Source organism: Planotetraspora mira (assembly GCF_016863275.1).
Classification (GTDB): domain Bacteria; phylum Actinomycetota; class Actinomycetes; order Streptosporangiales; family Streptosporangiaceae; genus Planotetraspora; species Planotetraspora mira.
Genome location: NZ_BOOO01000017.1, coordinates 236245 through 248755, shown reverse-complemented (window position 1 = coordinate 248755; position 12511 = coordinate 236245). Strand labels below are relative to the sequence as shown.

The window sequence follows — 12511 nt, the reverse complement described above, 5'->3', positions numbered from 1 at the left end:
CATCTTCGGAAAGGGCATATAACGCGTTTCGCGCTGTGATCATGCGCTATACGGTTGTCGTCCGTGTATCGCCCCCTCCTTTATGCCGCGCTCGTGCCGGTGTTGCTCATGACCGGCTGTACGGCCGAGACATCCACCCCGTCCGAACCCGCTCCCCGCCCCATCGTGTCCGCCACCGCGTCGCCGACGGCGGCCGAGGACGAGTACGCCGTCTGGAACGCCGGGCGCTCCACGCCCGTCGCCGACCCGATCTACCCGAAGCGGGGCACCGACGCCCTGGACGTGTTGCACTACGACCTGGCGCTCGACTGGTCGCCGTCCGAGCGCGTCCTGACCGGCACGGCGACTTTGCAGGTGCGGCCGACGAAGGACGCGGCGTCCTTCAGCCTCGACTTCACGCCCTACGAAATCGACTCCCTGACGGTCGACGACGCTCCCGCCACCGGCAAGGTGGCCAAGGAGAAGCTCACCGTCGCGACCCCCGTCACCGAGGACAAGCCGTTCACCCTCGTCGTGGGCTACCACGGCAAGCCGATGACCACCCCGATGCCGTCGAAGCGCAGTGACGCCCATCCGCTCGGGCTCACCGTCGACCGGGACGGCGGTCTGTGGACGATGCAGGAGCCGTTCGGGGCCTTCACCTGGTATCCCGCGAACGACCAGCCGTCGGACGAGGCGCTGTACGACATCTCGGTGACGGTGCCGAAGGGCTGGTCGGGCGTCGCCAGCGGCACCCCCAAGGGGCGGGACGGTGACACCTTCCGCTACCAGAGCACCGATCCGGTGGCGTCCTACCTGACCACGCTCGCCGTCGGGAAGTACAAGAAGGTCGTTGCGAAAGGCCCGCACGGGCTTCCGCTGACCTACTGGTACCTGCCGCGCGACAAGGACGCCGTCCCCGTTCTGAAGAAGTCTCCGAAGTACCTGGCATGGCTGGAGAAGAAATTCGGCCCCTATCCCTTCCCCAGCGGCGGCATCGTCATGGTGGACTCCGACTCCGGGATGGAGACCCAGCAGATGATCACACTGGGGTCCGCCGTGGCCAAGGAAGGGGCGGACGGATTGGAACTGGACGTCCTGCACGAGTACTCCCACCACTGGTTCGGCGACACCGTCACCCCGGCCGACTGGACGGACGTGTGGCTGAACGAGGGCTGGGCGACGTACGCCCAGTTCCTCTACCAGAGCGAACGGGACAAGATCCCGCACGCCTCCCTCGACGCCTGGTTCCGGCAGTCCGACGCCGCTCTGCGTAAGGAGTTCGGCCCGCCCGGTCACCCCAGGCCGTCGGAGTTCGCCGCGAGCAACGTCTACATCTGCGCGGCGGCGATGCTCCGTCAATTGAACAACACGCTGGGCGACAAGAAGTTCTTCGCGCTCGCCCGTGCCTGGGCGCAGGACCACCGGAACACCCAGCAGACCCGGGCCTCGTTCACCGCCTTCGTCAACGAGCAGACCGGCCAGGACTTCACCGCGTTCATCGACGCCTGGCTGGACTCGCGGACCACACCACCGAAGTCACTGAAGGATCGACGCTAGGACCGTCCCGGCGGCAGGCTCACGCACCGCGCAGTGTCGCGCCCTGACGCCGGGACATCCGGAGCCGGATTCGTCCGGAGTCTCGGCCGGGTTCGAGCACCACCTTCTCGGCCGCCTGCGGCACGAGACGGAGGTCGTGGGTGATGAGGATGGTGGTGCGCCCGGCCATCAGCCTGCGGAGCGGTTCCATGATCCTCAACGCCGTCGGCTCGTCCAGCCCGGTCATCGGCTCGTCGAGGACCAGCACGGGAGCGTCCCGCAGGAGCGCGCGGGCGATGGCGATCCGCTGCCGCTGGCCGCCGGACAGCAGCCGCCCCCGCTGACCGATGGGCGTGTCGTAGCCGAGCGGCAGCGCCCGGATGAAGTCGTGCGCGCCGGCCGCGACCGCGGCCTCCACGATCTCGGCCTGGCCCGCTCCGGGCCGGCCGTAGGCGATGTTGTCGCGCGCGGTTCCGGAGAAAAGCAGGTTCTCCTGCTGGAGAAGGGTGATGCGGTCGCGCAGCACATGGCGCGGCAGATCGCGGATGTCCTCGCCGTCGAGCAGGATGCGCCCCGCGGTGGGGTCGTAGAACCGCATCAGCAGTTTGGCGACGGTCGACTTGCCCGCCCCGCTCGGGCCGGTGCACACGATCAGCTCGCCGGGCAGTGCGCTGAACGACAGCCCGCTCAGCGTCGGGCGGGTCCTGGTGGGATAGGTGAAGTAGACGTCGAGGAACTCGACGTGGCCCCGGGAACGGGGCGCGATGAGGTGGGCGTCACGCCGGTCGCTGACGGCGGGACGGGCCCGAAGCACCTCCATGATGCGGTCGGAGCCCGCGGCGGCCTCCGAGACGGTGAGCGCGATCTCCCCGAGTTGCTGGACGGCCGGATACAGGTAGGCCAGGTAGGCGGCGAAGGCCAGCAGTCCGCCGATGGTGAGTCTGCCCTCAGCGATCTCCCACGCCCCGACGCCGATGATCACGAGCAGGCAGCAGGTCTCGATCACCTGCGCGGCGGGGCCGTACAGGGAGGACAACCGCGCCTGAGAGAGATTGGCGAGCAGCCACCCACGGCCGGCCTCGTGAAGGCGCCGGGCCTCGGCGTCCTGGCGGTTGTAGGCCTGCACGAGCGACTGGTTCGACAGGGCCTCCTCGATGGTGCTGTTCATGAGGGCGTTGCTGTAGCGCTCACGCGCGGCCGCATGCCTGAAGCGCGCCGCGAACACCTTGGCCATCAGGAGGAACGCCGGCACCAGCGCGAATGTCACCAGCGCGAGGTCCCACCTGATGTAGATGGCGGCGGCGGCGAAGAAGACCGCGCTGATCAAAGCAGTGATCAGCCGGATCAGGCCGGAGGCCACGAGTTCCTCGATGGCCTCGATGTCGTCGGTCAGCCGGGCCATCAGGTCGCCGAGTCGGCGGTTCTCGAAGAAGTCGGGAGTCAGCGTCTGGAGATGTTCGAACACGTTGTCGCGCAGTCGCAGCAGGAAGCGCTCCCCGACGACGGCCGCGCCGTAGGCGCCGGCGAACGACGCCACGCCGGCGACGGCCGCGAGGCCGAGCCAGGCCAGCGCGGGCGTCCAGAACGCGCCGAGGTCCTGGCGGCTGAGGACCTCGTCGGTGATGAGCCCGAAGAGCCGGATCGCGGCGACCTCGCAGGCCGCGGCCAGGATCGCCGCGGCGACGCTCACGGCCAGCAGCCAGCGCAGGCCATGGGTGTAAGGCCAGAACCGCCGAAAACTCGTACGGATGGACACGAAGGGCGCGACGGAAAGGGCGTGCGCGCCTGGCGGGTCTTCCGGAGAACGTGTGAAGGAAGGGAGCCGACGGGTGACCCGCCGGCTCCTATCCGGTCGTGCCGGTGTGCTCACCACCACCAGCGCCTGCGCCAACGACGCCAGCGCCGCCGCCGACGTCGCCTGCAACAGCCCCAGCTCTCTGAATCAGATGAGCCGAGGTTCATTGGGAAGATCTTTCCGATACCCATCGATCCCTCCCTTGGTCGGTTCCTCAGGTGGGTCTAATTCCGACAGTAACCCCATTCGGGCATAAATCACCCGTGGGGGTGCGGGTGAGGACACGTGTGGCCGGTTGACGCAGGTCAGCCGCCTGGAGCGGGCGCCGGGTCGGCAGCCGTCGGTGATGCTGCTCAGAGGCGCAGGACTCGTGCTGACGCCTGCCCGCCGCATTCCTTGAGGATCCTGTCCGCCTGCCGCAGGTAGTCCTCGGCGATCTGGTGGCGGGAGGTCTCGTGCAGTGCCCAGCCGAGATTGGCCAGGGTGTAGCCCCAGCAGTGCCGGTCGGCGATCTCGCGGAAGACGGCGGCGGCCTTGTGCAGCCCGTGGATGGCCTCCTCGGGACGCCGCTTCATTCTCAGTATGTTCGCCAGGCCCGCCCGGATCGCGCCCTGGGTGTGGCGGTCGCCGGTCTCCTGGATGACGGCCTCGGCGCGGTCGCGCAGTTCATCGGTCTTCTCGGATGACGTGACGATCGCGAGGACGGGCATCTGAGTCTCTTCCCATCGCCCGCCGGCCGCCAAGGCGATGGCGAGGTCGATCAGGGCTCGGTCTCGTACGCCACTTTGGTCACAGGCATCCGCCAGGGCCTTGACCGATCGTTGGAGGGCGTCGACGGCCGTGGCCAGTTCTCCCTCCTGGAGGGCCACGACCCCATACTCGGCGAGGGCGACGCCTTCGGCCTGCCGGTCGCCGATCGCCTTGGCCTCCGCTATCGCCCATGCTTTGCGCAACGCGGTGGCTCCGTCCTGGTCGACCCATACGCGGTGTTCCGCGTTCCACTCGAAGCCTGGCGGAACGTGGTCGGCGGGTAGGTCGCCGGAGATCGCGTAGTCGCCCAGTTCGTCCACCCATTCGACGTGGATCGCGGCACCGCCGTCGCTCAGGGCATGGACCCTGATGTCGCGTACGGACTCATGGGACAGGAAGTACCGTCCGAGTCGCAGGATGGCTTCGCCTGGTTCGTCCCCCGCCATGTCCTGTTCTCTTGCGAACAGTTGCACCAGGTCGTGCAAGCGCCAGTGCTCCCGTTCCAAGGAACGATCCCGCACCACATGCTGGAGCAAATGCGCTCTCGTGAGCGCGAGCAGCGTTTCCCGGACCTCTGAATGCGGGGCGGCCGCCAACGCCACGACCGCCGGGGTGGACACATAGGGGTTGACGGGGATGAGCCGTCTCATCTCGCCGACCGAATGGCGGGGGTTGAACGCCAGCAGGCGCAGCAGTCGTTTCTGCGCGTCCGTCAGCTTCGCGTAGGACAACGCGAGAGCCGCTCGGACGCCGCGCACCTGGGAATCGTGGTACTCCAGGGTGTCCAGGCGCTGGTGCTGGTCGGCGAGTTGCCGTGCCAGGTCGGCCAGAGGGCGGGACCGGTCGAACCTCAACAACGCCGCCACGATCTGAAGGGCGAGCGGCAGGTGCCCGCAGAGCTCGGCCAACCGGCGCTCCTGCTCCGGGTCGCCTGCGCCGGGTACGCCGAGGACCTCCACCGCGGCCGCGGTGGTCAGCACGTCGAGATCGACGCGCAGGGCGTTGCGCGGATTGTCGAGCGTGTGCCGGGATGTCACCAGCACCCGGTGGCCCCCCGGCCCGGGGAGCAGCGGCAGGACCTGTCTGTCGGCGGATGCGCCGTCCAGGACGACGAGCACGGGGCCGCCGCGCTCGGCCAGCCGCGAGCGATACTGCGCCTGGCGTGCCTTCGCGGTGGGATGCATGTCCGGCTCGGGCACGTCGAGGTCGCGCAGCACCGTACGGACGGCCTCGTCGCCGTCCATCGACTCGTCGGGGTCATAGCCGCACAGGTCCACGAACAGCACTCCGCCGGGGAACCAGCCGTTCCCCACGGCCGTGTGCGCCACCTCCGTCACCAGGGCGCTCTTGCCCACCCCGGCCATCCCGGCGACGAGTGCCACCGAAGGGCCGCCGGTCCCCGGGTCCAACATGCTCAGGAGTTCGCCGATCTCCCGCTCGCGGCCTACGAGATCTCCGTCCTTGTCCGGCAGGCCGCCATGCGGCCACGGCGAACGGGATCGGCGGCTCTGTCCGTCGAGGATGGAACGGGCCTGCGCTCCTATGACCTTTTCGCCGGTGAGGACGGCTCGCTGCCGGGCCTCCGCTTCATGCAGATCGTGCAAGTGGCCGACGCTCAGCAGGTTCGCCACCTCGTCGTCGAGCACGCCTCGGAGGTGGGCCTCGGAACGGAGCCCCTCGACGACGTTCCGGAGAGCGTCGAATTGTTGCGGGAAATGCCGGCCGGCCAGCCAATGGCCGATCGTGGTGGGCGAGACTTTCGCCCGCCGGGCCAGCTCCCTGTTCGCGGGCTCGCCTTTCAGCTTCCCGTCGCGGAATTCACCGACCGCCCGCAGGGCATCGAAGAACGGACCACTGGCCACCGACGCTCCTGTCGTCCGTCCACGGGCATTTCGCTCATGCAGGATAAGACGGTGACCTGGCCGGTGATGGGAAAGCTGTCCAAAACCGATCAAAGGGGTGCTGGACACCGGTTTGGACGGCCACGCTCGACTGCGTCACCCCAAGGCGGGGAAATGCGGACGAGAAGAGGTCACCGGCAAATGAGCGTGCTTCAGGTATTCGTGTTGCTTCTGGCGATGTCGGTCGCGGTCAACTTCGGCTGCGTGGCCGCCTTCATCACGCTGCGGACCGGCGTGGGCTGGGCTCGTGCGGTCCTGACCGGTGGCGGGGCCACGGGCGCGACCCTGGTCATCTTCTTCAGCGCCGTCGCGGCCTACAACGGATGACGGCGGCGAGGCGGCGCGGCCTCCCGTGCGGACGGCCTCAGAAGGTTTCGGTGAGGGCGTTGAAACGGGACAACATGTCGGCCAGCAACCGGACCTCGTCCTCCGGCCAGGTGTCGAGCAGCGCGCGGAAACGCTCCTGGCGGGCTCTTCGCGCACGGTCGAGCCTCTGCTGTCCTTCGTCGGTCAGTTCAAGGAAGTGGGCGCGGCCGTCGACGGGATCGGGGGCGCGCCCGATCAGCCCGAGCGTCTCGAGCACCTTCAGCTGGCGGCTGATGGTGGCCTTGCCGATGCCGTAATAGGCGGCCAGGTCGCTGGGACGCGCCGGAGCGGCCTCGTCGATGCGGACGAGCAGCCCATACGCGGCGGCGTCCAGCTCGGGGTGCACCGCGCGCCTCATCTCGGCGGACAGGGCGCGAGATCGCCGGAACAGGACGCCGAGTTGGTGCTCGACCGCGGAGTACGCTTCACGCCCCTCGACGGGGACCACCGCTGTCGTCTTGGTCATCTCGCTGTCACCCCCCTTTCTTCAGCGGTATCAGGAACGATCGGCACTCGGCGTGTTCGCCGTGGCGCGGAAACGATCAGGCCTGTGGCTGGAGTTCCCCCTGGACCGCCTGGATGTCCAACTCGACCTTCAGGGTGGCTCCGATCAGTGAGATGCCCGCCTGCACCACTTGGTTGTAATTCATCGCGAAATCCTCGCGGCGCAACTCGGTGACGGCGCGGAACGCGGCTCGCAGGCCACCCCACGGGTCGGGGCTCGTGCCGAGGTAGCTCAGATCGAGGTCGACCGGCCGGGTGATGCCGCTCATGTTCAGGACACCATGCAGGGTCCACCGATCCGGGCCCGCGGGGGACAGCCCGGTGCTCCGGTAGGAGATCGTCGGATGCGGCCCGACGTCGAGGAAGTCCGCCGAGCGCAGATGGTCGTCGCGCGTGCTGTTGCCCGTGTTGATCGACGCGGCGTCGATCTCGGCCACGACGCTGGACGCACCGGCGCTCGGGCCGATGTCGATCCGGCCGGAGAACTCGGCGAACCGGCCCTGCACGCTGGACAGCCCGAGATGTTGCGCGGTCGCGGCCACCTTGGAGTGGGCCGGGTCGATGGTCCACACACCGGGCGGCGGGAGCTCCACGCCGCCCTGCCGCGTGAGAACGAGGGTGCCCAGTTCGGCGGTGCCGGAGGCGGTCGCGATCGCCGTCGACGCGATGGGGGAGTACCCCACCGCGGTGACGACGACGGTGTAGACGCCGGCTGCGAGAGGGCCGGTCAGCACCTCCCCGTCGTCGTCCGCCTCGGCACGTACGACCTGGTGGCCGGACATGTCGGTCACGGTGACGACCGCGTGCTGTACCGCCCAGCCGTCTTTCGTCCGCAAGAGGGCGTGCAGGCCGCGCCGCCCCGCGGGCGCGCTCTCGGAGGTCTGCGGGCTGGTGTACATGCTGTTCCTGCTTTCACTGCTCGTCGGGCGGCGTCCGCCATGCCGGGCGCCTCTTCCGGGGCCGCCCGGCATCCCCCCTCGCCGCCCTTTCGATGGCCGGCCGGTCTTCTCGTCGCCCTCGCCGCCAGGCTCCGTTCCCGGGCGTGGCGGCGCAGGGCTCCCGCAGGGCCGGTCCCCGAATAGGGGGACGCGGCCCCGGCGTCACTCGGGGTGCCCGAGAAACAGGTCGTGCTCGTCGTCGCCCTGCCCGGTCAGGTTGAGGGCGCTCGCCATGGGCGGGTACCCGGTGGCGATGAGGGTGTACTGACCATCCGTGAGGTCGGCGAAGGCGTACTCTCCGTCCTCGCCGGTCGTCGCCGTGCCGACGACATTGCCCCCGGAGTCGAGCAGCGTGACCCTGGCGTCGGCGAGCGGGTCGCCGCCGCCCTTGACCCGGACGGTGCCGCGGACGTGGGCGCCAGGCCGCAGTTCGATGTCCTGCCTGGTCTGGCCGGTCCCGACCTCGACCGGCACCGCGGCCGGACGGTACGCGGCGGCGCTGACCGCGAGCGTGTAGGTCCCCGCGACGACTCCGGTGAAGCCGAAGGCGCCGTCCGAGTCGGTCACCGCCGTGGTGACCACCTCGCCCCGCACGTCCGTCACGATGACCATCGCCTGGGCCACCGGTGCGCCCTCCGTGTCGCGCACGGTTCCGGACAGCTTCCCCGAGCCCGCGAGCACCAGGTCGAAGTCCAGCGGCCGGTCGCCCACGACGACGGTCGCGACCTGAGGGTCGTACTCGCTGGCGGAGGCGATCAGGACGTACGTGCCGCTGCCGGGCGTCCACATGCCGTACGCGCCGTCGGGCGTCGTGACCGCGCGCCCGAGTTGGTGACCCCGCACGTCGATCAGCGTGAGGGTGGCGTGGCTCATCGGCGTGCCGTCCGCGCCGCGGACGAAGCCGCGGATTCCGCTGTCGTCCCCAGGCTCGGCGGCCGAGGCGTACGCCGCGTGCTGTGCCGCTGTCCGGGCCCCTGCCGGTGCCCCGGCCAGGCCGTTGGACCCTCCCTGGGCGCCGGCGCCGACGGACACCAGTTCCTGCGTGTCGCGCTGTGCGTGCCGGCCGGGCGCCGAGCCGTTCGCCGCCGGCGCGTCCGCGCCCGCGGGAAGCTGCTCGGAACCGGCGCTGCGGAGGGGGATCTCCTTGATGAAGAGGATGGCGATCAGTGCCAGCAGCGCGCTCGGCGCCGCGTACAGGAACACGTCGCCCACGCCGTGGCCGTACGCGCTCTGGACCACCGCCCGGATGGGGGCGGGCAGCGCGGACAGCCGGGGAACGGCGCCCTCGGTCAGAGTGTTGTGGATCCCCAACCTGGTCAGGCCTTCGTCCAGGTAGTCCGTGATGCGGTGACCCAGCACGGCTCCGAGAGCCGAGACGCCGATCGCACCGCCGAGCGTACGGAAGAACGCGACGACCGAACTGGCCGCCCCGAGGTCCGCGGAGCTCACCTGGTTCTGGACGGACAGGACGAGATTCTGCATGGTCAGACCGACGCCGATGCCGATGGCGACCATGTAGACGGCCAGGAGCCAGTAGTCGGTGTCGTACCGCAGCGATCCCATGAGCCCGAATCCGGCGGTGAGGAACAGGCCGCCGATGACCAGGAAGATCTTCCAGCGGCCGGTGCGGGTGATGATCTGCCCGGCCGCGGTCGAGGACACGGCCAGACCGAGGATCAACGGCAGGGTCATGAGCCCCGCCTTCGTCGGCGTCTCACCACGCGCCAGCTGGAAGTACTGGCTGAGGAAGGTGGTCGCGCCGAACAGGGCGACACCGACCAGCAGGCTGGACACGACGGCCAGGCTGATCGCGCTCTTGCGGAACAGGCGCAGCGGCACGACCGGCTCGCTGGCCCTCCTCTCCACGAGCAGGAAGAGCAGCGCCAGCACCAGTGCGCCGCCGACCATCACGCCGGACTGCCACGACAGCCAGTCGTACTTGTTGCCGGCGAAGGAGACCCAGATCAGGAGCAGGGACACCGAGGCGACGATCAGCACCGCGCCGGTCCAGTCGATCTTGACTTCCCGCTTGTGCACGGGGAGGCGGAGCGTTCTCTGCAGGACGATCAGCGCGACGACGGCGAACGGCACGCCGACGTAGAAGCACCACCGCCAGCCCAGCCAGGAGGTGTCCACGATCACGCCGCCGATGAGCGGGCCGCCGATGGTGGCGAGGGCGAAGACCGCGCCGAGGTAGCCCGAGTAGCGGCCGCGCTCGCGCGGCGAGATCATCACCGCCATGATCACCTGGGTGAGGGCGGTGAGACCACCGGCGCCGATGCCCTGGACGACACGGGCGGCCAGGAGCATCCCGGGGTCCTGCGAGAGCCCCGCGATCGCCGAGCCGACCACGAAGATGATCAGGCTCAGTTGGACGAGCAACTTCTTACTGATCAGGTCGGCGAGCTTGCCCCACAGAGGCGTGGAGATCGTGGTCGCGAGCAGGTCCGTGGTGATCACCCAGGTATAGGTGGTCTCACTCGCGTGCAGGTCGGCGATGATCGTGGGCAGTGCGTTCGACACGACGGTCGCTGCCAGGATCGCCACGAACAGGCCGAGCAGCAGTCCCGACAGCGCCTCCAGGATCTGCCTGTGCGACATCGGAGCAGCAGAATGCAGATCCCGCGCCTCGGCCGGTACTGCGGTTGTCATCTAAGTCCTTTCACTGTCCGACCGCGCGGTGGGGTGCGGGAGGCGCGCGCGGCGGGGAGTTCGGCGATCTCCTCGTCGGGTCATCGAGGGGGCTCGGCGAGGTGGTACGGAGGGAAACAGCTGTCGGCGGTTCTCAGACGCCATCAGTCGGCTCATCTGGTTGCCGAGGGCAACTATATGTGAAGGCCCGAGTCGACCTTTATGGGGGGTATGGCACTTATGTCCGATACCAGGTTTCCCCCCGCGCGCTGATCGGCCCGCCGGTCAGGGGGTGCCGGTGATGAGCCGTTCGCGGTCGAACGCCGCGGACACGATCCGCCAGCCGAGGGCGTCGAGCAACAGCAGCGCCGCCACGAAGGCGAGGGCACGGCCGAGCGTCGGGTGGATCACGTCGAACGCGATGAGGGACGTCAGCGCGATCGTCGGGAGGCCGGCGAGAATGCCGAGTTGCTGGGAGACCCTCACGTCGGTGAATTTCGCGGAGATGAGCATGCCGGTCCAGATCGACCAGGCGGCGATCAGCGGCGTGAAGACCACCTGAGCGAGGATCTGCGGCGACTGCAGCAGCGCTGAGGCCACGGACGGATCCGCGAAGAGCCCGACGCAGGCGATGAAGACCGCATAGACCGCGTACGCCACCACCGACGAGGGGAGGAGTGCGGCCAGCGCCTTGCCCAGCAGAAACTCCTCGCGGCGTACCGGTGTGGTGAGCAGCGGCTCGAGGGTGCCCTGCTGGCGCTCGCCCGCCACCGCGTACGCGGCGATCAGCACCGGCACGAGCGCCGGGATGCCCAGCAGGTACAGCAGGACATGCTCGTGCGCCAGCCGCCCCGAGGAAGAGGAGGGCAAGCCGAAGACCAGGACGAGCGGCTGGATGAGGGAGATCAGTGGAATGATCGTCATCGCGACGACGATGGAGGGCGTGCGGCGGTACTCGCGCAGCTCTTTGCGGACGATGGCCCGGATGCACCTGCTGCTCACGCTCATCTGCTCCCTGCCCGTTCGTCGGCGGAGGTGTCGGTGCCGAGCAGTTCGAGGTAGACGTCCTGGAGCGAGTGGTGCAACGAGCTGATCGACAGCACGTCGGCGCCGGCGCCCACCAGGGCTCGGGTGGCGGCCGGCGCGGCGACCGCCGGGTCGCTGACCGCCAGCCTGTAGGAGCTGCGGCCGTCCGGGCGCCAGCCGTCGACGGCCGGGAGGCCGGCGAAGACGCGATCGGGGTCGGGCAGCGGGGCGAGGGTGGTGACGGTGAGGGACCTGGCGAACAGTTGATCGCGCAACTCGTCGGGTCGGCCGATCGTCCGCAGCGTGGTGTTCAAGATCGCGACGCGGTCGCAGAGTCGCTCGGCCTCCTCCAGGCGATGCGTGGTGAGGAAGATGGTCACGCCCCGCCTGCGGAGCTGGTCGATCAGCTCGTGAACGGCTCGGGTGGCGACCGGATCGAGGCTCGATGTCGGCTCGTCGAGGAAGAGTATCTGCGGGTCGCCGAGCAGCGCCCTGGCCAGCGCGACTCGCTGACGCAGGCCCTTGGACAACGAGGCGCAGGTGTCATTCGCCCGATCGGTCAGGTCGACGGCCCGTAGGGCGCGCGCGATGCTCTCGCGCGGGTCGGGTGTCTGGTAGAGGTCGGCGAAACACTCGAGGTTTTCCGCCACGCTGAGGCGCAGGTACAGGCCCGGCGACTCGGGCATGATCGAGATTCGCCGGCGGATCCGCACCGCGTTCTGGGGCGTGAGCGGGATGCCGGCGATCACCGCCGACCCCGACGTCGGCGCGATGAGGGTGCCGAGTGTCCGCACCGTCGTCGTCTTCCCCGCGCCGTTGGGCCCGAGGAATCCGAACACCTCGCCGCGGCCGACCTCGAACGAGACGTCTTCGAAGGCGACACGGTTCCCGAAGCGCTTGCTCAGACCGTGCACGGACAGTGCCGGGGTGCGCTCGCCGTGGTTCTGGTCGTCCATCTGTGCCGCCCTTTCGCCGGGGGCCCGCGCCGGGTTAAAAAAGTGATATCACTTTGATATTTGTGTGTCAACGAAGGTGCGGCCCGCTTCTCCGGCGGCAGGATCTCCATGGCCGTGTGGTCCAGC

General features: G+C 69.1%; 9 protein-coding genes. 2 read left to right on the top strand and 7 right to left on the bottom strand.

Going from position 1 to position 12511, the window contains the following annotated elements; all coding sequences use genetic code 11:
* Nucleotides 1-63 precede the first annotated feature (63 nt).
* Nucleotides 64-1539 carry a M1 family metallopeptidase gene (locus Pmi06nite_RS17700; RefSeq protein ID WP_203954115.1) on the top strand — a complete coding sequence of 492 codons (1476 nt, stop codon included), beginning with the start codon at nucleotides 64-66 and terminating at the stop codon, nucleotides 1537-1539.
* Between the two features lie 19 nt (nucleotides 1540-1558).
* On the opposite strand, the gene Pmi06nite_RS17695 is transcribed toward Pmi06nite_RS17700, so the two are convergent.
* Nucleotides 1559-3274: an ABC transporter ATP-binding protein gene (locus Pmi06nite_RS17695; protein ID WP_239113981.1), complete on the bottom strand. Its 1716-nt coding sequence runs from the start codon at nucleotides 3272-3274 to the stop codon at nucleotides 1559-1561.
* 392 nt (nucleotides 3275-3666) lie between these two features.
* On the bottom strand, nucleotides 3667-5925 hold the full coding sequence (locus Pmi06nite_RS17690) for a tetratricopeptide repeat protein (protein ID WP_203954113.1): 2259 nt from the start codon (nucleotides 5923-5925) through the stop codon (nucleotides 3667-3669).
* A gap of 180 nt (nucleotides 5926-6105) precedes the next feature.
* Between Pmi06nite_RS17690 and Pmi06nite_RS17685 the strand changes: the two genes are divergently transcribed.
* On the top strand, nucleotides 6106-6291 hold the full coding sequence (locus Pmi06nite_RS17685; protein WP_203954112.1) for a hypothetical protein: 186 nt from the start codon (nucleotides 6106-6108) through the stop codon (nucleotides 6289-6291).
* A gap of 37 nt (nucleotides 6292-6328) precedes the next feature.
* On the opposite strand, the gene Pmi06nite_RS17680 is transcribed toward Pmi06nite_RS17685, so the two are convergent.
* The 5 genes from Pmi06nite_RS17680 to Pmi06nite_RS17660 all read right to left on the bottom strand — a co-directional run bounded on the left by Pmi06nite_RS17680 (nucleotide 6329) and on the right by Pmi06nite_RS17660 (nucleotide 12385).
* Entirely contained in the window at nucleotides 6329-6796 is a 468-nt protein-coding gene (locus Pmi06nite_RS17680; protein ID WP_203954111.1) for a MarR family winged helix-turn-helix transcriptional regulator, read from the bottom strand.
* Nucleotides 6797-6872: 76 nt separating this feature from the next.
* Nucleotides 6873-7733 (bottom strand): YceI family protein, encoded by an 861-nt coding sequence (locus tag Pmi06nite_RS17675; RefSeq protein WP_203954110.1) that lies wholly within the window; start codon nucleotides 7731-7733, stop codon nucleotides 6873-6875.
* A gap of 201 nt (nucleotides 7734-7934) precedes the next feature.
* Nucleotides 7935-10424, bottom strand: a complete 2490-nt coding sequence (locus Pmi06nite_RS17670) for an MFS transporter (RefSeq protein ID WP_203954109.1) — start codon at nucleotides 10422-10424, stop codon at nucleotides 7935-7937.
* Nucleotides 10425-10688: 264 nt separating this feature from the next.
* Nucleotides 10689-11405, bottom strand: a complete 717-nt coding sequence (locus Pmi06nite_RS17665) for an ABC transporter permease subunit (RefSeq protein ID WP_203954108.1) — start codon at nucleotides 11403-11405, stop codon at nucleotides 10689-10691.
* 2 nt (nucleotides 11406-11407) lie between these two features.
* Nucleotides 11408-12385 carry an ABC transporter ATP-binding protein gene (locus Pmi06nite_RS17660; protein WP_203954107.1) on the bottom strand — a complete coding sequence of 326 codons (978 nt, stop codon included), beginning with the start codon at nucleotides 12383-12385 and terminating at the stop codon, nucleotides 11408-11410.
* Nucleotides 12386-12511: the final 126 nt, after the last annotated feature.